This is a genomic window from Haliea alexandrii (genome assembly GCF_003719295.1).
Classification (GTDB): Bacteria; Pseudomonadota; Gammaproteobacteria; order Pseudomonadales; family Halieaceae; genus Haliea; species Haliea alexandrii.
In genome coordinates this window covers 716,655-737,758 of the sequence record NZ_RFLW01000002.1, presented here as the reverse complement: position 1 = coordinate 737,758, position 21,104 = coordinate 716,655, and the positions used below count along the sequence as shown (strand labels likewise).

The following is a 21,104-nucleotide window of genomic DNA, read 5'->3' as shown; positions in this document are numbered from 1 at the left end:
CTGCTGCACCATCACCATCACACCGAACCGCTCTATCGCCCACTATAGATTACGCCGGCCGCGCTTCAGCGGCACAATGTCCCCCCATCCACTACCAGTGAATGCCCGTTCACGTAGCTTGCCTGCGAGCTGCACAGCCACAAAGCGGCAGCGGCAATTTCGTCGGCACTGCCCATGCGACCGCAGGGAATACTGGCCAGAATCATCTTCTCCAGTTGGGGCCCCTGTTGCAGCGATGCCTCCAGCATCGGGGTCTGGGTCGAGCCCGGTAGCACGGCATTGATCCTCACGCCGCTCGTGGCCAATTCCATGGCTGCGGTGCGCGTGAGCCCGAGCACGCCGTGCTTGCTCGCACAGTAAGGCGATAGATGCGGTGTCGCGATTACGCCGGCGCCCGAGGCGATGTTGACGATGGCCCCGGAACCCACTGCCTGCATTACCCGCAGTTGATGCTTCAGGCACAGGAATACCCCGGTCAGGTTGATATTGATGACCTCCTGCCACGCGTCCAGCGTGGTGTCGGCAATGGCAGCCGGTGCGCCCGCCACCCCTGCACTGTTGACGGCGTAGTCCAACCCGCCAAAGTGCCGCCGGCAGCTGTCCACCGCGGCGCTCACGGTTGCCTCGTCCGTCACGCTGCCGGGAGCGGCAATGGCGTCCAGCGCCTGGCTGAGGCCGTGCAAGCGTTCCTCGTCACGGTCCATCAGCAGCAAGCGGCAGCCCTGTGCCGCAAATTGCCGGGCGCAGGCTTCGCCGATCCCAGAGGCAGCGCCGGTAACCAGGGCCACCTTGTTCTGCATGTCTTCATAGTGCACAGCTGTCATGGTTTTTACTCCGTGGGGTCCTGCGGCCCATCATAGCCCGCCATGCTTGCCTGACATACGCAAAACGCGGGGAGGACTCTGGCGTTGATCTCCGCTAGAATGCCCGCCCTTTGCGACCTCGGTACTCATGTCCCGCGCCCCCGTCCACCGCCCCCAACGCCCTGCGGTCACCTCACGCCTGCAGCGAGCCCTGTCGATTGTACCGATTGACGCGGCGGTCGTGCCCAGCGGGGAATTGCTGGCGTGGCTCGGGCAGCCGCTGGACTTGCACAGCGCCAGTGAGCTCGCTGACGTGCTGTCGACGCAGGGAGCGCGGGGAGCCCGCGAGGAGCCGGTCAAGCCTGTGCCGGGGCAGGGTGGTGCAGCGGAAACGTTGGGCAGTTGCGAGGAAACACTGCTGGCGGTGCAGCGTGGTGTGTTGGGCGAGTTAGTCCGGAGTTTCACTGCCGCTGAGGGCGCGCTGCTTCCCCTGCCCAGGTTTGACGCGCCCAGTAGTCTGGACGGCCTGAGTGCCGCGGAGCGTTTACGGCGTTTCCACGCCGCCTGGCAGCGTGAAATGGAGCTGCGTATACAGGCGCTGCGGCGCGACCTGCGGGCGTATCTGCGGCGGGTAAGCCCTGCACTGGCGGGCCTCGCCGCACTGGACGAAGCCCTTGAACGCCATGTGATGCGTGCGGGGGAGGCGGCGCTGGCCATCGTGCCGCCGCTGCTGGTGCCGCGCTGGGAGGCGCTATTGGCGAATGACGCTGATGCGGGCAGTCAGGATCTGCTGATCAGCGAACTCAGGGAACTATTGCTGGCCGAATTGGAGCAGCGTCTGCAGCCAGCGCTGGGCCTGGTGGAGGCGTGTACAGCGCATGGGGAAGGAAATTGATGATACGTTTTTTCGCAGGATGCCTGTTTTTGCTCGGTGCGGGGCTGCTCGCCTGGCTCGCGTTGGGCTTTGCCGCCAGCAGTCTGTTGGCGCTGGTCGTCACGCTGGTGATTGCGCTGGCCTACACGGTGGGCGCGCTGGAACTCTGGGTGTTCCAGCGCGACACGCAGCGTTTGCAGCAGGCGCTGCAAGCCAGTGATAGCGAGGCCACGGAATTTGAACACTGGCTGGCGACCTTGCCGGCGGCCTTGCGCAGCGCCGTTGCCCGGCGCATCCAGGGTGAACCGATTGCGCTTCCGGGGCCGTTACTGACGCCGTACCTCACGGGGCTGCTGGTGATGCTGGGCCTGCTGGGTACGTTTATTGGCATGATGATCGCCCTGCAGGGGGCTGTGGGTGCATTGGAGGGCAGCACTGAACTCGCCGCCATCCGCGCCGGGCTGACCGCGCCCATCAAGGGCCTGAGCATGGCGTTCGGTACCTCGGTGGGCGGTGTGGCGGCGTCCGCCGTGCTGGGTTTGCTGTCAGCCATGGCCAGGCGCCAGAGGCTTGCGGTCGTGCGCGAACTCGATGTGCAGGGCGCGCGGCTGTTCCCCGGCCAGGGGCCGCTGCATTACCGTCGACAGATGCTGCACGAGGCCCGCACGCAAACCGGGCAGTTGCCGCTGCTGTTGGCACAGGTCGAGGCACTGCTGACCCGCGTTGATAGCGCCACCGACAGCCTGCATGCGCGCATGCTCGAGGGGCAGGAAGGTTTGCAGAACAAGCTCGTGGAGTTGCACACGGGCTTGTTCGAACATGTGGGCCAGTCATTGCGTGAGAGTTTTGCCGCCAGCGGGCGTGAAGCCGGTGAGAGCATGGCGCCAATACTGCGCGACACCCTGCAGGCGATTGCGGCACAAACTGAGGCGACGCAGACGACCGTTCGCACTGGTGTCGACAATCAGCTCGCCGCGCTGGCCGAGGTGCGCGTGCAGGCTGCGCAGTCCGTGCGAGATACCCGTGCCCTGGTGGCGTCACAGGCCTCCGCGGTAGCCGCGCAGGACAGTCTGCGGCTGGCGCTGGAAGCCACGGTGCGCGATGCCGGTAGCAGTCTCGACACGCAGGCTGCGAATGCCACCGCGATGCTGCAACAGGTGGGTGAGCAGTTGAGCGCTCACCGCGAGCGGCTGGAACAGCAGTGGTTGGCGGAACGCACGCGCTTTAACGAGCAGCAGCAGGCGCTTCTTGAGGCCCAGGCTGACAGCGTGCAGAACGCACTCACCGCCGCCATGACGACCAACGCACAGCTGACGGTCGATACGCTGCGTCCGATAGTGGAGTCGACCATGGCCGGGCTGGCTAGCGCGGTTGCGACGGTGCGTAAGGAGGCGAGCGAAGCATTGCAGCGGGATGAGAGCTTACTCCAGTCCCAGCGCGAGCTGGTGGCCGGGCTGCAGGCGACGGCAGGGGCGCTGGCGCAGGATTCAGCGGCGTATCGCAGCACCCTGGAGGCGTTCGCGCAGCAGACGGCCACCGCGCTGGATGCCACAGCCCTCCAGTTTGCGTCCACTGTAGGGCAGGAAGCCGACCGGCTCGCCGAGGTGGGCGGCCAGTTCGCCGCGGGGGCGCAGGGATTGACTGCACTGGGCGATGCCCTGGGCAGCGCCGTGGCGCAGTTCGACGCAGTAGCCCAGGGCTTGTCCACCACGCTGCAGCAACTGGCGCAGGGTATGGAGGAGGCGGCGGGTCGCAGTGACGAACAGCTCGCCTACTATGTGGCTCAGGCGCGTGAGGTGATTGATCACAGCGCGTTGGCACAGCAGAAGTTGCTGGACCAGCTGCGAGAGATCAGCCGCAGTGTGTAGCGCAGCAGGCTTGGGCAATGTCTGAATACGAGTACGAAGGCGATGGTCAGGACACCCCGGTATGGGCGGTGTTCGGCGACCTCATGGCGGCACTGGTGGGCATTTTCGTGCTGTTGTTGGTGTGGACGCTGGGCTTGCAGGTTGAACTGACGCGCTCCCTGCAGGATGAAGTGGCCCTGCGGGAGGCCGAGCAGCAGCGCCGCATGGAGCTGGAGCAGGCGCTGGCAGACCCGCTGACAAGTAACCGCATTACCTTGCGCGACGGCCGCATCGGCATCAGTGGCCAACTGTTGTTCGGCCTCAATTCCGCAGAGTTGCAGCCTGAGGGTCGGGCGTTGATCGCCAGCCTCGCTGCACCGCTGGCACACTACCTGAGCCAGAGCGACCACCTGCTGATGGTCAGTGGTTTTACCGATGACCTGCCCATTCACGCGGATAACCGGGTGTTCACCGACAACTGGGAGCTCTCGGCGCAGCGCGCGTTGACCGTGACCCGGGCGTTGGTGGACGCCGGGCTGTCACGTGAACTGGTGTTTGCCTCGGCGTTTGCCGAGCAGCAGCCCATTGCGCCCAACACGGATGCCGACAACCGGGCGCGCAACCGGCGGGTGGAGATTGCCCCGGTGCCCCGCACGCCGCGCGTGGAGCAGGAGCCCGCTGGATGAGCAGCGAAAAGATCACGGGTGGACTGCCAGCGCGGCCCGGGAGAGAAGCCCTGCGCGCGCTGCCCGGTTTGCTTGAACGCGGCGTGCAGGCGCTGTCGCCTCCCTCGCCGCGGCTGGCGCTGGAAGCCAGGCTGCAGGGGCAGGAGTTCGCTGCGTTCGGTGGTGCAGATGGCGTTAGTGTCGCTGAGCCGCAAGCGGATGGTTTGGTGGCGGCACGCCGTTACCGCGAACAGCATGCCTCGCAGGTGATCGACCAGTTGTTGCTGGAGTTCCGCGCCGCATTGCCGGAGGCGCCGGGGCCACTGAATCCGGAAACGCTGGTGATTCGGGCAGTCGCGCGATTGCAGGCCGTATCACCGGAATACGTGGAGCGCCTGATGCGCCACGCGGAAATGTTGTGCAGCCTGCAGGGGGCGACCAGGCCGGCCGCCCCTGCCCGTGCCGCCCGACGACGCAAGTCGGTTAAAGCATAGCGAACAGCATCATGGCGAGGCCGGCAACACTGACACCCCAGATGGCGCTGCGCAGGTACGTGATGCCGACCAGATAGACCGGCAGGTACACCACCCGGGACCAGAAGAATACCTGTGCACCGAGCAGAGCCTCTGCGCCATGGCCGCTCACGTGCGCAACCAGCACCAGCGGTACGAAGAGCAGGAAACCTTCCTTGGTATTGTTTGCCGCGCGTTCCGCGCGCCCGCCGAGTGCAGTCGCAGCCGGTAGCTGGTCGCGGTTGCTGAGGCCTGCCTTGAGGCCCTCGGCGGTCCACTCGCGGTTGCGCAGAATAGCGCCCAGCAGAATAGCGACAAACGTGAGTACCGTCATATAGAGCGCCAGCTGCAGCAATGTCGTCATGGTGTTACTCCTGTCTGTTATGGTTGTTAGCGACGGATCATGCCCTGAGTAGGAGGTGCAGTCCAGCCTGTCATACACGGCTATCGATGCGCCATTGGTTGCTCCTGATTCCCACAGCCGCCTCCAGCAAGTATGCTCACGCGATGAATCTGGCGATGAAACAAAGTGCGCTCCGCAGGGTGTGGCTGTTGCTGGGCTGGCTGGCGCTATGGGGCCAACCGGCGCTGGCCGGCGTGGACATCCGGGTGGCCGTCGCCGCGAATTTCACGGCCACATTGGAGGCGCTTGCTGGTCCGTATGAGCAAGCTTCCGGCAACCGGTTGGTCATCAGCCCCGGTGCCACCGGCGCCTTGTATAGCCAGATCGCCAACGCGGCGCCGTTTGATGTGTTCCTGGCGGCCGATGAGCTGCGTCCGCGCAAGTTGGTTGAACACGGTATGGCGGTGGCGGGCACCGCGTTTGTCTACGCGCAGGGCATACCCGTTCTGTGGAGCCCGGACGCCACGCTGATCGACGCCGAGGCCGGCGTGCTGCGTCAGGGGCAGTTCCGCTATCTGGCGATCGCCGAGCCGCGCACCGCGCCGTATGGCGCTGCGGCGCGCAGTGTGCTGGAGGCGCTGGGCCTGTGGGATTCACTGGAGCGACGTCGACAGCTGGTGCGCGGCAGTTCCGTTGCCCAAACCCACAGCCAGATCGCCAGCGGTGCCATTGAGCTGGGGTTCGTGGCGCTGGCGCAGGTGCAAACAGCGCAGGGTGTACCAGGGTCATACTGGATTCCGCCTGCGGACCTGTACGCACCTCTGACGCAGGGCGCGGTGTTGCTCAGCGGTGCCCGCGCCACGGCAGCCGCGCGGCATTTTCTGCGCTGGCTGCAGGACGATGCCGAGGCGGCTGCCATCATTGAAGCCGCTGGCTATCGCCGTGGCTGAGCGGGTGTCCCTGTGATGTTGTCAGCGGAAGACCTCACCGCCCTGTGGGTAACCCTGCAACTGGCGGCGGTCAGTACCGTACTGTTGCTGCTGTTGGCGACACCACTGGCCTGGTGGCTCTCGCAGACCGCAGCACGGGGGCGCGTACTGGTCGAAGCACTGGTCACCTTGCCATTGGTGTTGCCGCCGACTGTGCTCGGGTTTTACCTGCTGCTCCTGCTGGGCCCGGAGGGTGCCGTGGGCGGCACGCTGGAGCGTATCGGCGTAGGACACCTGGCGTTCAGTTTCAGCGGTCTGGTCGTCGGCTCGATGGTGTACTCCCTGCCGTTCGTGGTGCAGCCATTGCAGAACGCCTTTGCGGCCACGGGCGCGCGCCTGTTCGACGTGGCGGCTACCCTGCGTGCATCGCCGCTGGACCGTTTTTTAACGATCGCGCTGCCCCTGGCGCGGCGCGGCTATCTTACTGCCGCCGTGCTGGCGTTCGCGCATACACTCGGGGAATTTGGCGTCATCATCATGCTGGGCGGCAACATTCCCGGCGAAACGCGCGTGGCGTCAATCGCCATTTACAACCATGTGGAATCGCTGGATTACGGCGCTGCGCACGCGCTTGCCCTCACCCTGGTTGTGTTGTCCCTGTCGTTGTTGACGCTGGTTTACGCAGTCAACCGGCGGGCGCGGGCGGTGGGGGTGCCCGGGTGACTATCGAGGCACGCTTTGCCCTGCAACAGGGTGAATTCCGGCTTGATGTGGACCTGACTCTGCCGGGTGAGGGCGTCACGGTTATCTACGGCACCTCTGGCGCGGGCAAGAGCACGCTGCTGCGCTGCGTGGCGGGGCTGGAGCGAGCGGCGCAGGGGGCGCTCTCGGTCAACGGTGCCGAATGGCAGCGCGAGGGGCTGTTTCTACCGGTGCACCGTCGTCCACTGGGTGTGGTTTTTCAGGAAGCCAGCCTGTTTCCGCACCTGAGCGGGGCTGGCAACCTGCGCTATGGTTTACAGCGAACACCTGCACATGAGCGTCGTATCGCCTGGGACGAGGTGGTGCAGCTGCTGGATATAGAGCCGTTGCTGGCGCGCTACCCACAGACCTATTCCGGCGGCGAAAGACAGCGCATTGCCCTGGCGCGCGCGCTGCTGGCCAGCCCGCAACTGCTGCTGCTGGATGAGCCGCTGGCCGCGCTGGATGATGCGCGCAAGGCAGAGATACTGCCCTTTCTCGAGCAGCTGCGCGCGCGTTTCGCGGTGCCCATGCTCTACGTGACCCACAGCCTGCGCGAGGTCGCACGGTTGGCCGACTATCTGGTTTTGCTCGAGGCGGGCAGGGTGGTTGCGCAAGGCCCCCTGCAAAGCGTGCTGAGCCGTCTGGATCTGCCGTTGGCCGCGGCAGAGGATGCCGGTGTTGTCATCGAGGCCGAGGTGGCCGAACACGACACGCAATGGCATTTGTCGCGGTTGATATTTTCCGGCGGCAGCCTCTGGGTAGCGCGCTGTGCCGAGCCCGTAGGGTCACGCTTGCGCTGCCGGGTACTGGCGCGAGACGTCAGCCTTGCGCGCGAGCGCAACGAACAGAGCAGTATCGTCAATTTGCTGCAGGCGGACGTTGTCGAGCTGGCTCCCACTGATTCACCGGCGCATGTACTGGTGAGACTCGACGCCAACGGCACATCGCTGCTGGCACGCATCACATGCCAGTCACAGGCGCGCCTTGGCGTGCAGCCGGGCGAACGCTTCTGGTTGCAGATCAAATCGGTGGCGCTGCTGCGCTAGTTAACGCGAGAACGCTTCTTCGATATCGCCGGTGAAGACTGCTTCCAGGCGCAGGACAATCTCCGCGCTGCCGCGGCGCTCATCTTCCAGCACATCGCGGCGCCAGAAGTAGCCGGGCTGTACCTCGAGAAACAGCCACTTGCGGTTGAGGTTTTGCCGGTAGCGCATGCCCATGCCGTAAGCCTGGGTAAGATGGCGCGGCTGGGTTCTGCCGTTGAGCGTGCCGTAAACGCCAATAACGCGGTTGTTGCTCAGGCGTTGATTTACCGTCACCCCCGTGTTCCAGCCGAAGCCGTCGCGCTTTTCGTCCCAGCGCGCCCGGTTATACCACTGCAGGAGGCGGTCGGCGCTCACCGCGACGTCGATGTCAAAGCGGGTGTCCGTGCCAAAGCGGTCGTCCGTGCGATACAACAGCTCCTGGCGAAAACGCGCCGACACCTGCTCGGAGAGCGGTGTCTGGTAGCGGTAGCGCGCTGCCAACTCGGGGTTGATGCCGGAGCTGAATCCCAGCCTGAAGTCTATGCGGTCGTGAGTGCCCTCGCGGCCCACGACCTGCAGGGCAATATCATCGGATTGATTCTGCTGATCGCGCAACAATTCATCGCCGAGGCTGCCGCTATCCTCGTCAGAGAACAGCAGGCTGACACGCTCATCGAGGTTGGGCAGATTGACCTTGCCGCGCAAGCTCAGGCCAGTGTCCCAGCCGTACTGTTCGCTCCACTCCAGTGAAGGCCGCAGGCGCAGCGTGGAATAGGCTGCTTCTGCATCCACCCGCCTTACGCCGAAGAAACTGTCCATCCAGCCTGCGAGGTCATCTGCGCGGGTGGACACGTAACGGTGCCCCTGGTCGAGCCAGGGTGTCTCGTCTTCGACGTCGTCCTCTTCAGCGCTGACGCCTGCACATGGCAGCAATAGCCATAATGCCACCAGCATCAGAGCTTTGCAGGTTTGTTTAGGCATCAATGTGTCCCGAAAGGAGGCGCTTCTAATGCCGCGACTCTATCAGTTGCCAAGGGGGGCCGCCTGAATTATTTGCGTGAATCTGGCCATGTATCTGGCGCCACGAAACAGCGGCTGCGTTCGTTGCCGTGAGCGTCCAGCGCGGCGACCAATTGCGGTTTGCCCCCCTGTCGAAAATGCGTCTCCAACGTGGCGGCGAGCGTTGCACCTGCTTGCCCATGGCGCGAGGCACGCAGGGGCGCCAGCCAGTGGAGACGCGGAATGATCTGCCAGTCGCCCGCGCACTCAGCGCGCCATGCTTCAAGTGGCAGCCAGCGGCCCAGCGGCAGTGCCGTGTTGTAGCCTCGGGGCGGCGGCAGTGGAGCCGCCGACGGTGAGAAAAGACAGCCCGCTACCCTCGCTTCCCGCAGCGGTTTTTCCGCGTGCAGGGCTGCGAGAACAGGCTGTGCTGCCGGCTGCTGGCTGAGCTGTGTCTGGTGTTGTAGCAGTCGTTGCAGTTTGCGATCAAGGCGGTCGACCGTGTTGGGGCCGATCCAGTCGCCGCTGTTGCTGTAGCCAGCGCTTGGCGTGGCAGTTGTCAGGCCCAGGTAAAATTTTACCGCAAGTTCCAGATGTACCGCCCGTTGCCGCTGGTGGCACCAGTAGAGGCAATCGAATTCCCCCAGTGTCTGGCCACCCGCGCGCACCGGCAGGTTGCTGGCGATCAGCTCGGTATCGCGGTCGCTGTGCAGGAAGAACTGCCACAGGCGCTCGAAATAGACACCCAGCCGTGTCGCCGGGCGCTGCTGCAACCAATCCTGCAGTGGCCCCGGGTCCCGATCCAGCGCCTGCAGCCAGGCACTGCGGGCGCCGGTGAGTGGGAACGCTGCCGTGCCGAGATCTGCCTGCGGTAAATGCAGTAGTGCAGGGGTGAAACAGGCCCAGGCGAGGTCCCGTACCGTACGCTCTTGTAACGCCAGCCCGGCCAATGCGGCCTCTGCTCCCTGATCGTCCATCAATCCCCTCGGCTCGTGGCTGTGGCGGTGCGGTGGTCCCGGGGGCGGGGCTCCCCGCGGGTCTGCAGAGTTTAACCGGATCGCGCTTTATCCGGGCGAGAGCGGCACAGCGGGGAACGAACGGGTAGTATCAGTGCCGTAAAAATGTGGCCCGTTGGGGTCGCCATGCTATTGAGAGTGTAGAGGAGAAGCGTTTGTGACGGCGAATTATTCTGCAGCAACACCCTGCCGGCTCGACCAGGTGCCGGCCTGGGATATCGAAACCGATGTGGTGGTCGTGGGCTTTGGCATTGCCGGCGCCTGCGTGGCGATTGAAGCCGCCGGCGCAGGCGCATCCGTCACCGTACTTGAAGTCGCCGGTACACACGGCGGCAGTGCGGCGCTCTCGGGTGGTGAGTTTTATCTTGGCGGTGGCACACCTGTGCAGCAGGCAGCAGGTTTTGAAGATAGCAGCGAAGCGCTGTTCAAGTACCTGTTGCAAAGCGGTGGTCCCGGTGTAGATGAGGCAAAAGTACGCCTGTATGCCGATGGAGCGGTCGCACACTACGAATGGCTGGCGGAGCAGGGCATTCCGTTCAAGGGCACCTACTTGCCCGGAAAATGGCTGGAGCCGGTAACTGATGACACACTGATCTGGTCTGGGAGCGAGCGGGCCTGGCCGTTTTCCGAGGTGTCGGACCCGGCACCGCGCGCCCACGCCGCGCAAATGGAGGGTATGGGTGCCGGGCGTCTGGTCATGGATAAACTGGCCGAACGTGCGCTGGCCTGCGGTGCGCAGGCGCACTTCAACGCGCGTACCCTGTGCCTGGTGGCTGACGCGACCGATACGGTGCACGGGGTAGTGGCTCGCATCGACGGCAAAATCAGCTTTGTGCGTGCGCGCAAGGGCGTGGTGCTGTGCGCCGGCGGTTTTATCTGCAACAAGGATATGGTGCAGCGCTTTGCGCCCGGGGCGCTGGCTGCGGCCGAAATGCCTACCAGCGGCGGCAACGATGACGGCTCCGGTATTCGCATGGGCATGTCCGTTGGTGGCGCGGTGAGCCACATGAACGAGTTTTTCGCCACCAAGCCGTCGTTCCCGCCGGACAATATGGTGTTCGGTATTTTTGTCAACGAGCGCGGGCAACGCTTCATCAATGAAGACGCGTACCACGGTCGCGCGACGCATTACATCCTGCGTCAGCCCAATGGCCGCGCCTGGTTGCTGATGGACAACGGCATTTTTGCGCGTCCCGATTTCAACCCGGATATCCAGATTGCCGCCGTCGGTGAAACCTGGGCTGAGGTGGAGACGGAGCTGGGTATACCGGCCGGCGAACTGGTGCACACGGTGGAAAGCTACAACCGCTATGCCGCCGCAGGCGAGGACCCGGTGCTGCACAAGCATGCGGACTGGATGCGGCCACTGATCGAGCCGCCTTTCGCGGCGCTCAGCTTCACCGGTGAAGATTACCCGGCGACCGGCTTTACCCTCGGCGGTCTACTCACGGCGGCGTCTGGCGAAGTGCTCAACGGCGACGGCGTGGCGGTACCCGGGCTGTATGCCGCCGGCCGCACCAGCTGTGGCCTGCCGCGCTGGGGCGAGGCCTACTGTTCCGGTATTTCCCTGGGTGACGGCAGCTTTTTTGGCCGCCTTGCGGGTCGGCAGGTTGCTGCACAATAGGCGCGGGCGGCATCAATTGCGCTGGCGTGGCGCCGTGTACCAGATAGGCGATGTCCACGCGCGCTCCTGAATTGTCTTGGGCACGTTGGGGTCGCTGCAGCTGGGCGGCCTGTCTGCCGGGTTGAGCTGGTTGCACTGGTAGGTGGACCAGCGACAACTGGGATTCTCTACAACGCGGGCGTAATAGACGGCATCACGCTTGGCGTCGAAGTCGGGGTCCTGCCAGACGCTGCACAATTGTGCGTGACCTTCGCCCTTGCGTTCGCATGTTTCAATATCCACGCTGGCGCCGTTGTTGGCGTTGCCTGCCACATCGTAAATAGTCTGGTGCATACGGCCCAGATCATCCACCCAGCCTTTCACAACCTGAATGCGCTGCAGTGGCGCGCCCTCATCGCTGGCATCACGCAGGGCATTGAGCGCGAAGACGGGCGCACTTTCTGGCCCGTGTGTGGAAGGCAGCTCACCGCCCATTGGCACACCGTGCTCGTAGCCCTGCGCGGCAAAGTCTCCACCTTTACACATGTCCTGCGGGAACTCCCAACCGCCAAAGAACCGCGGCACAATACGCGGTCCACTGGTGCCAAAAGTTTCCCGCCGTTTCATCGCGGTAAACAGGGATTCGCGACTGTTTTCTTCAGCCCAGATACCTGCAAGCCCTCCCGGATTGCTTCGTACCGGGGAATTGGTGGCAACGTTTCCCACCTTGATTTCACCTTGAAGGCGGTCCGCCGGTAAGGTGTCCTGGCCCGAGGACCCCTCAAAGCCGGCTTCAGCGACGGCTCCACCCGTGGCGTTGTGGTTATCACTCGCGGCAATGATACCGAGCCTGAGCGGGTTTACGCCGATGCGTTGCTGTTCTTTCAGGCCCTCAATGAGGCCATAACGGACAAAGCTGAGTCGTGAGATGCAACTGCTGAGTTGCATGCCCCCGACACCCGTACTCAATTCGCAGTCCACTGCGGGTTCAGCCGGCTCACGCAGTTTTTCAAAATCACACAGCTCGTCGGCGCTGCCGAGTACCTGGTGCAGCCCATTGCGGCACTCAGAGTCACCCTTCACTTGCATGATCTCCACCAGCGGTTCGAGGCGCTGGCGCAATTCGGCCATGCGGATCTCATCGGCGGGGGTATTGGCGCCGGGATATTCGGAATAAAACATGCGCCCTGCACTCCAGTTGGAGTTGTGCGGAATCGCCAGCACATCGCACTCCGTGTCGCTGTCGAGGCAGTTCCTTTCCAGGTTACGCCACAGGGCCTGCGGCGTTCCTGCCTCCTGCGCGCTAACGGGCAAGGTTGGAACCGTCGCATTGCGGAATATGACGTTGCGATGCATGTTGTTGGAGTCGACAGCCAGTGAATACTCATAGCCCACGAAAGTGGTGAAAGCGCAATCCTCGCTGGCGTCATTCCACGTTTCGGCCGCGCGCTGTATTTCCAGCCAGGGGCCGGACATTGCCTCGATACACGCCGTACCGTCTTCACCACAGACATCCGGATTACGGGGGGCCGCATCACCTTTGAGGACCAGCGCGAACATCCTGGCGAGATGGGCCATCTCTTCAGGCCAGCCGCCCAACTCTTCACCGCGAAACATTTTGCACGTGGCGCTGTTGAAACTGGAGCTGCCGGGCGTTGAGCAACGTACAACCTCGCCCAGGTATTCAGCGTGGTCGGTGACGACCGCAAAGTCCAATGGGCGCGCGAGCTGTTGCACGCGGCTGCCATGGGTTTGGTTGAAGGGCGCGGGCAGGGTGATGGGCTCACCACGTGCGAAAGCGTAGGCATCATCGGGGCGGTTGGTCACGCCGAATGCATTGGCATCACCAGAGAGTGTGGTGTGGATGTGGGTCGCGCCGAAATGCACGTTGCGGTGCGGATTGTTCTGGCGACAGGGCTGCTGCTCGGCGACTTCGAAAGGCGGTGCAGCGGCGCTGCCAAAATAATCGTTGATGGTGTCTGCGACGGCCGCGTGCGACAACACTGCCGCAAGGGCCGTCGTGTATTTCCAGCGCTTCCTCATTATTATTCTCCTCGAGTTGCTGGTGGAGCTGGATGGCATCAGGTTCGTTTAGCCCATGTTCAGTTAGCCCATGCAGGCTAGCGCAGCCTGAACGCCACAATGGCATCACCCATGGTGGAACCCAGCATGCGGTTGCCACCGGCTGCGATCACCACGTACTGCGCGCCGTCTGTCCCGGTGTAGCTCATCGGCGTGGCGTGCCCGCCCGCCGGCAGGCGCGCTTTCCACAACTCCTCCCCGGTCTCAGTGGCAAACGCGCGCAGGTAACTGTCGGTGGCTGCGGCGATGAAGGTGAGGCCGCTCGCGGTCACCATGGAGCCGCCGCTGTTCGGTACCCCCAGGTTGAGCCACAGCGGAAAGGGGGCGAGATCACGGGTGCTGCCCAGCGGGACTTCCCAGGCTTTCTTGCCGGTCGTCATGTCGATGGCGGTGAGTACACCCCATGGCGGCCTGTTGCAGGGGGCGCCGAGCGGCGACAGCATGGGGCGGCGCTTGACCGCGTAGGGGGTGTCCAGCTGCAGTTCAACCGGTTCGCTGAACCCCGGTGCTTCTACCACCGCGCGCGGAATCAGTTCGATGACGGCCGGTATTCGGGAGGTGTTGGCCAGCAGCAGCTTGCGCACCGGGTCCCAGCTGACACTGCCCCAGTTGCTGCCACCCATGAAGCCGGGATAGACCAGCGTTGGCTGGGTGCTGATCGGGGTAAAAAGCCCGGCGTAATTGAGGCTGCGAAACTGCTTGATACAGGCCTGCCGGTCAAACCACAGGAAACCGAACATGTCGTCCTCAGTCAGCTCCGTGGGGTGCAGGGGCTCCGGCAGCAGCGGCCAGGGTTGCGTGGGAGAGAGCGCATCTGGCGCTGGCCCGCCGCCCGGTGCGGGCCGCTCTTCAATCGGTAACAGTGGTTCGCCTGTCTCCCGGTTGAGCACAAACAGGAACCCCATTTTGGTGGCCTGTACCAGCGCGGGTACCGGGCCGTCTGGCCCCGGGTAGTCAATCAACAGCGGCTGGGAGGGCACATCGTAGTCCCAGATGTCCCGATGCACCGTCTGGTAGGACCAGCGGCGCTCCCCGGTGAGTGCGTCCAGCGCCACCACGGAGCTGCCGAAGGTGTCGCGCCCGTTGCGCTCGCCGCCGTAGTAGTCACCGGCCGGATTTCCTGTGGGAATGAAGACCAGGCCCCGTGCACTGTCGGCGGAAAACGGTGCCCAGGCGTTGGGGGTGCCGGGCGTGTAGCTGCCCTCCACACGCTGCTCCGGAGGCAGTGCCTCCCAGTCCCACACCTGCTCACCGGTGCGCACATCGAAAGCGCGTATGACACCACTGGGCACTCCACCGCGGCGCAAATCAGCGACATGGGCACCCACGACCACGCGGTCGCCAACGACCGTCGGCGCCGAGGTCAGGGCATATTCGGCGGGACGCACATCTCCGAGATCGGCGATCAGGTCGATTTCACCGGAGTCGCCAAAGTCTTCGCAGGGCTTGCCACTGTCGGCATCAAGGGCAAGCAGGCGGCCGTCCAATGTGCCGGCGAGGATGCGTGCCGCACACGCCCCGTTTGTGCCTGCATCGCCGCTGTCATGAAAGGCCACGCCGCGACACGTCACGCTGTAGAGGCCCGTCAGTGCGGGATCGGCATCGTGGTGCCAGCGCTCCTCGCCGGTGACTGGGTCGAGTGCGATCACCCGATTGCGTGGCGAGCACAGGTACAGTGTGTCGCGGGCCAATATCGGCGTGGTTTGCAGTGCCGGACTGTTGAAGGGGTCGGGGAAGCTCTCGGGGGCCAGATCGCCCGTGCGGTAGGTCCAGGCGGGCTCCAGCGCGTCCACGTTCGCCGGCGTGATTTGGGTGTGGCTGACAAACCGCGCACCGCCCTCATCGCCACCGTAGTGGCCCCAGTGTGCGTGCTTTTCTGCCAGCTGCGGTGGCAGGGGCTGGTGCTGTGTCGGCTCGGAATCGCTGGCGTTACAGGCCGTCAATACAAAGCCCGCTGTTGCCAGGATAAGGGCCGATCTGGGGAAGCGAAAAAACATGGGATGCAGACTCTCCTTGTGCAGGCCGGTGAATTCCGGGCGCTTGCCGTGACCGTAAACAGGCTAAATCTCTGCACCAGCACAGGGTTCCGCAGGCCGCGTGACGCACCTGCTTTAACCTCCGGGGGCAATCCAGTAGTCTGTCGAACACTAAAATGATAAGCAATTGCCGGAGGATAGTCCTTTGTACGACCTACTCATTTGTGATGGCAAGATTGTTGACGGCACGGGTCAGCCGGGCTTTGTCGGCAATATCGCAGTGCTTGACGGGCGCATTGTTGCGGTGGGCGATGTGCAGGGTGAGGCACGCAAGGTGATCGATGCCCGTGGGCTGGTTGTGGCGCCGGGGTGGGTGGATACACACTCGCACATGGATGGCCAGGCCACCTGGGACCCGTATTGCAGCCCGGCCTCCAACCACGGCATTACCACCCTGGTTATGGGGAACTGCGGTGTCGGCTTTGCGCCCTGCAAGCCTGATGACGCGGAGCGTCAGCGCATGATTGAAGTGATGGAAGACGTGGAAGATATCCCGGGAGCAGCGCTGGCCGAGGGCATTACCTGGGAGTGGGAGACCTTCCCGGAATACCTTGATGCCCTGGATCGCATGCCGCGCGCCATCGACATCGGCGCACAGGTACCGCATTGTGCCGTGCGCACTTATGTCATGGGCGAGCGCGGTGTGCGCAATGAACCGGCCACGGCAGACGATGTGGCGCGTATGGCAAGTATCGTGCGCGAGGGTCTGGCGGCGGGCGCAGTGGGGTTTACCACCTCACGAACTCAGTTGCACACCACCCGCAACGGCGAGGTCATGCCCGGCACCTACGCGGATGCCGATGAGCTTCTGGGTATAGGCCAGGTGATCGGTGAAGCCGGACAGGGGATCTACGGCCTGGTGTCCGACTTCAGCAACTGGGAAGAGGAAATGGCGTGGATGAAACGCCTTTCCATCGAAAACGATTGCCAGGTGAACTTTGTGCTTTTCTACCGCTCCGAGGCCGACTGGCCCCGTGTGCAGCAACAGCTGCAATACGTGAAGGACGCCCGTGCCGATGGAGCGCGTTTGATCCCCCATGTGGGTGCCCGACCGGTGAATATCCTGATGGGCTGGGAAGGCACCGTGAACCCCTTCATGTTCCATCAGAGCTTCGCACCGCTGGCAGGGCTGGCGCCAGAGGAACGCCTTGCGCGCCTGCGCGATCCCGCTGTGCGCAGGGCAATCGTCGATGAAACGCCGCCGCATATGGGCCACGACATCATGGACAAGATTGTCGACGGCTTCGACAATATTTATGTACTGGCAGAAAACCCCGATTATGAGCCCGCAGGGGAGGACAGCATTCAACACCTGGCTGAGCGCGCCGGTGTAACACCTGCGGAGTATGCCTACGATGCGCTGCTCGAGAACGATGGCAAGCGCATGCTCTACTGCCCGCTGTTTGGCTACGACATGCGCAGCCTCGATCGTCAGCTGGAAATGCTCTCCGATGAAAGCTCAGTCATCAGCCTTGCCGATACAGGCGCCCACTGCGGTGTACTCTCCGATGCAAGTATTCCCACCTGGCTGCTCAGTTATCTGGTGCGTGACCGTCAGCGCGGGGCCCGTTTCAGCCTGGAACAGGCCGTGCGTATGCACACGCTGGAAACTGCCCGCTGCATGGGCCTCGCTGACCGCGGCACGCTGGAAGCGGGTATGAAAGCCGACATCAACATTATCGACCTCGATCAGCTGGCGATCGCATCGCCGCAGGTGATTTACGACTTGCCCGCGGGCGGACGTCGCGTTTTTCAAGGCGCCACAGGGTACCGCTACACTCTGGTGTCCGGCGAGGTCATCATGCAGGATGGAGCGCCGACAGGGGCACTCCCAGGGCGACTCGTACGCGCGGGCAAGCAGGGCGATACCCATTTACCAAACACCCCCCAACCCCACAACAAAGAGGAAGCAGCCTGATGATCAGAGTCAAAGTAGAACGTGAATTGAATGCGCCTGTCGACAAGGTGTGGGCGCTGCTGGAGGATTTCGGCAATCTGAACTGGTACCCCGGATGGACTGATCTGGAGGCCATCGGCGACGGCCCGGGCATGATTCGTCGCATTCATATGGAAGGCATGGAGCCCATCGACGAAATACTGGAAGCCATGGATGCCGCCAGTCGCTCGTTCAGCTACACGATTCCGAAGATGCCGATGCCGGTGAGCGAATACCGCGCCGAGGTATCGCTGGAATCCCTGGACAACGGCGCCCGTACCCTGGCGCGCTGGAATTGCTCGGCCAAGCCCGAGGGCATTTCTGAAACGGAAGGGCAGGCGATGCTCGAAGGCATTTATGCCGATATGCTCGCCAAACTGGAAGTTGCCGCCAACGCCTGACCGCCTTGCCCGCGGCAGCCCCTAGTCCAGCGCGGCCCAGCGCCGCTCCGGGTACAGGGCGGCCGCGGGTTGATACAGCCACTCCTCCCGATAGGCCTTGCGCGCCAGAAGCTGGATAAGAGGCTCGTCGGCAACGCGCCCCTCGGCGATGGCCTCCATAAGTTGGCCTGTAGCTCGCTCGTAGCCCCGTGTTTGCCTCCTTAGCAGGCGTCCGATGTCCTCACAGCAGGCGGCACGCACAGCCTCGCCGTAGCGCTGCTCGCGCTCCGCGCAGGCCACAAGCACACGCGCGTCATTGAGCCGCGAGCGGGCGAAGGGACTGTCCAGCGCGGGCAGCACATCGCGCTGCAGGGTGGCGGATGCCGCCGCCAGTAGCACTGAATGATCACTTGATGTGTCCGGCATGGGCGGCGCCTCCACGGCAACGTTCATGGCATCCCCCAGCGCCTCGCAGGTAGACCGGTCCCCCACGTAGCGGTAGCTCAGGTACCAGGCCATGGACTCGCGCAGGCCCGGTTGGCTGCAGGCGGCGTGAATCGGGATCATGCCGCGCACATTCTGCTGGATTCGGTAGTACTGTGCCGCGGCCCGGGTGTAGGGGATTCCCGAGAGCTGCTCATAGCGTTCGAACAACCCGCTCAGGCCGCCGCTGGGATTCCAGAACTCGCGGACGCAAATGTTGCCCAGGTCCTCCATGGGGTCACCCCAGTGCCCCCATTCCCAATCGACTACGGCGCTTACCCGGTCGCCCTCAAACAGAAAATTGACCGGCCCGGTATCGCCCTGCACCAGCGAAACCCGGGCAATCTGGCGGGGCGCAAATCGGCGCAGCCAGCCTGCGCCATAGCCGAGCAGTGGGTCCTGATAGTGCTTGAGAAAAGCCGCGAAAGCCTGCAGCTGGGCATCGAGGTCGCCCAGCGCAGCTTCCGCGGGTGTGCTGGGGCGTGCACCGAGTATCTCATCCAGCTCCAGACTGTCCAGGTCGAGGCAGTGGAGGCGGGCGATGGCGCCAATAAAGTCCTCCATGATGCGCCGTTGGCGCTGTGGGTCGTCGACACCCGGGAGGTCGGCGCTGCCGGGCACCCGGCTGAACAGTGCGGCGTGGTAGGTATCGCTCCAGCCCAGCAGCTCGGGCACGGGCACATCGGTAGCCGTCAGCGCGCGACAGATGGCCGCTTCGCGTTGCAGGGAAACATTGCGGGCGGCGGCCGGCTCGCGGTCGAGGCGCAGAAAACCTTCGAGCACACTGCCATCGCCACGGGTGATATCGACGACCCAGGCCTCGCGTCGCGCAACATGGCGCTCAAGGCGTGATATGTGTCCCGGGCCCAGACTGGCGACCCAGGGCAGCAGGCCTTCTGGCAAATCGTGAGTGGGCTCGGTCATGGTGTGTCGCTGCCCTCGGGTTGGTACCAGATGGGCGAGGTGTAGGCGCGTTCCTGGTGGGTGAGGGTTGTGCCCGCCGGGAGGTCTGCCTGCAGGCGTACCCGGTCGTGCACGGGCCAGCGCGGCGTGGGTATTTCCAGAACACGCAGGTAGTAGACGGCGGCCTGTTCGGGGTCGAAGTCCGGGTCGGTCCATACGGCGCTCAGTTCAGCGCTGCCAATGGTGTTTGCATAGTGCCCGGTGTCGGTGTCCACCGTGTTGCCGACAGGCGGCAGTTTGCCCTCGGCATTCGGTTCGCGAGCACCGGACCACGCCACGTCGTAGACCGTTTCATGTGTTTCGCCCCAGCTGTCCACCCAGCCCTTGACGACCTGTAGCCGGTCGAGGTGCGCACCCTCTGGCTCCTTGAGCGCCTGCGCCATGAAAACGGGGGCTGGCTGTGCCCCCTTGCGCGTCGGCAAAACGGCCCCCATCGGCACACCTTTCCTGTAGCCCCGCAGTGCGGAATCCGTTGCCGTGAGATCCTGCTCGCTGAAATCCCAGCCACCAAAGAAGCGCACACGCATACGCGGGCCCGTTGTGGCATAGACTTCGCGTCGGCGCATCGCGTCAAACAGCGCCTCGCGGGTGTTCTCGGTTGCCCACACCGCGGCATAGCCGGCGGCGAGCAACCCCGCGCTGCTCATTTCTGCCTCGGGTATCCCCCACAGGCGGCTGGCGCGCTCGGCTGAAGGCTCGTGGCTGGACATTTTGCCCCAGAAGTTGTCCTCCTCCACGGCGGCCAGGGCGGTGTGCGAATCGGTGCTGCCAATCATGCCGAACTGGAAGGGATTGACGCCCGTCTGCTGCTCTACCCGCAAACCGGTCTGCAATGCCGGGCGCACGTACTGGAAGCGCTGCATCCAGTCTTCCTGCGCGGTACTCATATCAATGTTGTACTGGTCCCAGGTGCCGTAATCCGCAAATTCGTCAGTGGGGGACAGCAGCGGATGTGCCTCGCCATCACCTTTCATCTGCGTCACCTCCACCAGTGGCTCCCAGCGCAGGCGCTCACGAGCGTAAGCGACCGTGATGGCATCGCCATTGGCGCGTTTGTCGGCAAACATCAGACCGCCACTCAGGTTCCCGTTGTGCGGAATAGCCAGCGCTTGCCCGCCGGTGTTTTGCTCGTAGTCGGCGAGATAGCGCCAGAGTGCCTCGGGGTCCTCGCTGTCGAACGCGGAAAATGGCGTGACCTGATTGGCGCGCGAAGCGTTATCCCGCAACACCACAACCCGGTGCAGGTTGTTGCCATTGGGCATGGCCGACCATTCGAAGCCGATGAGGGCGCTGAACACGCCCGGCTCGTTGGCCTCATCCGCCATGCGCGTATTGGCTTCCCAGGGGGAGGGCAAGGAGGCTGGCAATGTCACCAGGGGCGTTCCCGAAGCGTAGGAGGCGCCGATATCCAGCATCATGCGGCCAAAGCCCACCGGGTCGCCGCTGGCGAGAACGTCGCGCCAGCGGCGCGCCGTGTCGTTTTGCATGAGCGTGGGGTCACCGGCACGAACCCGCGGCATGACACCCAGGTACTCTGCGTGGTCGGCTACCACCAGGAAGTCCAGCGGCTGGCTCATGCGCGCGCGCAGGCCTGTGCTGCTGGTGACCGTTTCGCCACGGGCGAAACGGTAGGCATCGGCGGCGGTCAGGTTGTGCACGCCGAACAGGTTGGCGTCGAGGGAGGTTGCGGTGTGCAGGTGGGTGTCACCCCAGTAGACCTGTTGTGGGTAGTCGTGGTCCGCCCAGGGCGAGTACGCATCGGCGCGGGCCAGGGTGGTGCCAGCGAGCAGGAGCGCAGAACTGAAGAGGGCCTTGGTGAGCAAAATATTATTCATTATGGGAGTTTCCCTGCTGGGTGTGTTGA

General features: G+C 63.9%; 18 protein-coding genes. 10 read left to right on the top strand and 8 right to left on the bottom strand.

Features of this window, described 5'->3' with window-relative positions:
- Nucleotides 1–65 precede the first annotated feature (65 nt).
- Nucleotides 66–824 (bottom strand): SDR family NAD(P)-dependent oxidoreductase, encoded by a 759-nt coding sequence (locus tag EGJ68_RS11625; RefSeq protein ID WP_123034680.1) that lies wholly within the window; start codon nt 822–824, stop codon nt 66–68.
- A 127-nt stretch (nt 825–951) separates the two neighbouring features.
- Between EGJ68_RS11625 and EGJ68_RS11620 the strand changes: the two genes are divergently transcribed.
- Genes EGJ68_RS11620 through EGJ68_RS11605 form a run of 4 tightly spaced genes read left to right on the top strand, consistent with a single transcriptional unit; the run spans nt 952 to nt 4,683 of the window.
- Nucleotides 952–1,698 carry a DUF3348 family protein gene (locus EGJ68_RS11620; protein ID WP_123034679.1) on the top strand — a complete coding sequence of 249 codons (747 nt, stop codon included), beginning with the start codon at nt 952–954 and terminating at the stop codon, nt 1,696–1,698.
- Nucleotides 1,698–3,545, top strand: coding sequence for a hypothetical protein (locus EGJ68_RS11615; protein WP_123034678.1), 1,848 nt, complete (start codon nt 1,698–1,700; stop codon nt 3,543–3,545). The genes EGJ68_RS11620 and EGJ68_RS11615 overlap by 1 nt, the downstream gene beginning before the upstream one ends.
- A 17-nt stretch (nt 3,546–3,562) precedes the next feature.
- Entirely contained in the window at nt 3,563–4,210 is a 648-nt protein-coding gene (locus EGJ68_RS11610; protein WP_123034677.1) for an OmpA family protein, read from the top strand.
- Nucleotides 4,207–4,683: a DUF2894 domain-containing protein gene (locus tag EGJ68_RS11605; protein WP_123034676.1), complete on the top strand. Its 477-nt coding sequence runs from the start codon at nt 4,207–4,209 to the stop codon at nt 4,681–4,683. Before EGJ68_RS11610 ends, EGJ68_RS11605 begins: the two co-directional genes overlap by 4 nt.
- On the opposite strand, the gene EGJ68_RS11600 is transcribed toward EGJ68_RS11605, so the two are convergent.
- Complete coding sequence (locus tag EGJ68_RS11600) at nt 4,673–5,065, bottom strand: MAPEG family protein (RefSeq protein ID WP_123034675.1); 393 nt, start codon at nt 5,063–5,065, stop codon at nt 4,673–4,675. The two genes, EGJ68_RS11605 and EGJ68_RS11600, sit on opposite strands and share 11 nt — an antisense overlap.
- 155 nt (nt 5,066–5,220) lie before the next feature.
- Here EGJ68_RS11600 and modA point away from each other — a divergent pair, with 155 nt between their 5' ends.
- The 3 genes from modA to modC are packed head-to-tail and all read left to right on the top strand — an operon-like array spanning nt 5,221 to nt 7,763.
- Nucleotides 5,221–5,994, top strand: coding sequence for a molybdate ABC transporter substrate-binding protein (gene modA / locus EGJ68_RS11595; RefSeq protein ID WP_123034876.1), 774 nt, complete (start codon nt 5,221–5,223; stop codon nt 5,992–5,994).
- Nucleotides 5,995–6,009: 15 nt separating this feature from the next.
- Nucleotides 6,010–6,696 (top strand): molybdate ABC transporter permease subunit, encoded by a 687-nt coding sequence (gene modB / locus EGJ68_RS11590; protein WP_123034674.1) that lies wholly within the window; start codon nt 6,010–6,012, stop codon nt 6,694–6,696.
- Nucleotides 6,693–7,763: a molybdenum ABC transporter ATP-binding protein gene (modC, locus tag EGJ68_RS11585; RefSeq protein ID WP_123034673.1), complete on the top strand. Its 1,071-nt coding sequence runs from the start codon at nt 6,693–6,695 to the stop codon at nt 7,761–7,763. Before modB ends, modC begins: the two co-directional genes overlap by 4 nt.
- Here the strand turns inward: modC and EGJ68_RS11580 are convergent, their stop codons facing one another.
- Nucleotides 7,764–8,723 (bottom strand): hypothetical protein, encoded by a 960-nt coding sequence (locus EGJ68_RS11580; protein WP_158283630.1) that lies wholly within the window; start codon nt 8,721–8,723, stop codon nt 7,764–7,766.
- A 68-nt stretch (nt 8,724–8,791) separates the two neighbouring features.
- Entirely contained in the window at nt 8,792–9,718 is a 927-nt protein-coding gene (locus tag EGJ68_RS11575; protein WP_123034671.1) for a DUF1853 family protein, read from the bottom strand.
- A 196-nt stretch (nt 9,719–9,914) separates the two neighbouring features.
- Here EGJ68_RS11575 and EGJ68_RS11570 point away from each other — a divergent pair, with 196 nt between their 5' ends.
- On the top strand, nt 9,915–11,381 hold the full coding sequence (locus EGJ68_RS11570; protein WP_123034670.1) for an FAD-dependent oxidoreductase: 1,467 nt from the start codon (nt 9,915–9,917) through the stop codon (nt 11,379–11,381).
- A gap of 12 nt (nt 11,382–11,393) precedes the next feature.
- Here EGJ68_RS11570 and EGJ68_RS11565 read toward each other — a convergent pair whose 3' ends face one another.
- Nucleotides 11,394–13,403: a DUF3604 domain-containing protein gene (locus EGJ68_RS11565; protein WP_158283629.1), complete on the bottom strand. Its 2,010-nt coding sequence runs from the start codon at nt 13,401–13,403 to the stop codon at nt 11,394–11,396.
- Between the two features lie 77 nt (nt 13,404–13,480).
- Nucleotides 13,481–15,439 carry a pyrroloquinoline quinone-dependent dehydrogenase gene (locus EGJ68_RS11560; RefSeq protein WP_123034668.1) on the bottom strand — a complete coding sequence of 653 codons (1,959 nt, stop codon included), beginning with the start codon at nt 15,437–15,439 and terminating at the stop codon, nt 13,481–13,483.
- 184 nt (nt 15,440–15,623) lie between these two features.
- Here EGJ68_RS11560 and EGJ68_RS11555 point away from each other — a divergent pair, with 184 nt between their 5' ends.
- Together EGJ68_RS11555 and EGJ68_RS11550 are read left to right on the top strand one after the other, a co-directional pair.
- A complete protein-coding gene (locus tag EGJ68_RS11555; protein WP_123034667.1) occupies nt 15,624–17,396 on the top strand; it encodes an N-acyl-D-amino-acid deacylase family protein in 1,773 nt (590 codons plus the stop codon).
- Nucleotides 17,396–17,815, top strand: a complete 420-nt coding sequence (locus EGJ68_RS11550; protein WP_123034666.1) for an SRPBCC family protein — start codon at nt 17,396–17,398, stop codon at nt 17,813–17,815. Before EGJ68_RS11555 ends, EGJ68_RS11550 begins: the two co-directional genes overlap by 1 nt.
- 21 nt (nt 17,816–17,836) lie before the next feature.
- Here EGJ68_RS11550 and EGJ68_RS11545 read toward each other — a convergent pair whose 3' ends face one another.
- Nucleotides 17,837–19,201 carry a phosphotransferase family protein gene (locus EGJ68_RS11545; RefSeq protein ID WP_123034665.1) on the bottom strand — a complete coding sequence of 455 codons (1,365 nt, stop codon included), beginning with the start codon at nt 19,199–19,201 and terminating at the stop codon, nt 17,837–17,839.
- Nucleotides 19,198–21,075 (bottom strand): DUF3604 domain-containing protein, encoded by a 1,878-nt coding sequence (locus EGJ68_RS11540; protein ID WP_233248779.1) that lies wholly within the window; start codon nt 21,073–21,075, stop codon nt 19,198–19,200. The genes EGJ68_RS11545 and EGJ68_RS11540 overlap by 4 nt, the downstream gene beginning before the upstream one ends.
- Nucleotides 21,076–21,104: the final 29 nt, after the last annotated feature.

Bases quoted from the DNA above. Each gene is read 5' to 3' on its own strand.
- EGJ68_RS11580 (WP_158283630.1), bottom strand. From the start codon at position 8,723: ATGCCTAAACAAACCTGCAAAGCTCTGATGCTGGTGGCATTATGGCTA.
- EGJ68_RS11625 (WP_123034680.1), bottom strand. From the start codon at position 824: ATGACAGCTGTGCACTATGAAGACATGCAGAACAAGGTGGCCCTGGTT.
- modB (WP_123034674.1), top strand. From the start codon at position 6,010: ATGTTGTCAGCGGAAGACCTCACCGCCCTGTGGGTAACCCTGCAACTG.
- EGJ68_RS11620 (WP_123034679.1), top strand. From the start codon at position 952: ATGTCCCGCGCCCCCGTCCACCGCCCCCAACGCCCTGCGGTCACCTCA.
- EGJ68_RS11615 (WP_123034678.1), top strand. From the start codon at position 1,698: ATGATACGTTTTTTCGCAGGATGCCTGTTTTTGCTCGGTGCGGGGCTG.
- EGJ68_RS11550 (WP_123034666.1), top strand. From the start codon at position 17,396: ATGATCAGAGTCAAAGTAGAACGTGAATTGAATGCGCCTGTCGACAAG.
- EGJ68_RS11600 (WP_123034675.1), bottom strand. From the start codon at position 5,065: ATGACGACATTGCTGCAGCTGGCGCTCTATATGACGGTACTCACGTTT.
- EGJ68_RS11540 (WP_233248779.1), bottom strand. From the start codon at position 21,075: ATGAATAATATTTTGCTCACCAAGGCCCTCTTCAGTTCTGCGCTCCTG.
- EGJ68_RS11565 (WP_158283629.1), bottom strand. From the start codon at position 13,403: ATGAGGAAGCGCTGGAAATACACGACGGCCCTTGCGGCAGTGTTGTCG.
- EGJ68_RS11560 (WP_123034668.1), bottom strand. From the start codon at position 15,439: ATGTTTTTTCGCTTCCCCAGATCGGCCCTTATCCTGGCAACAGCGGGC.
- EGJ68_RS11605 (WP_123034676.1), top strand. From the start codon at position 4,207: ATGAGCAGCGAAAAGATCACGGGTGGACTGCCAGCGCGGCCCGGGAGA.
- modA (WP_123034876.1), top strand. From the start codon at position 5,221: ATGAAACAAAGTGCGCTCCGCAGGGTGTGGCTGTTGCTGGGCTGGCTG.
- EGJ68_RS11545 (WP_123034665.1), bottom strand. From the start codon at position 19,201: ATGACCGAGCCCACTCACGATTTGCCAGAAGGCCTGCTGCCCTGGGTC.
- EGJ68_RS11575 (WP_123034671.1), bottom strand. From the start codon at position 9,718: ATGGACGATCAGGGAGCAGAGGCCGCATTGGCCGGGCTGGCGTTACAA.
- EGJ68_RS11610 (WP_123034677.1), top strand. From the start codon at position 3,563: ATGTCTGAATACGAGTACGAAGGCGATGGTCAGGACACCCCGGTATGG.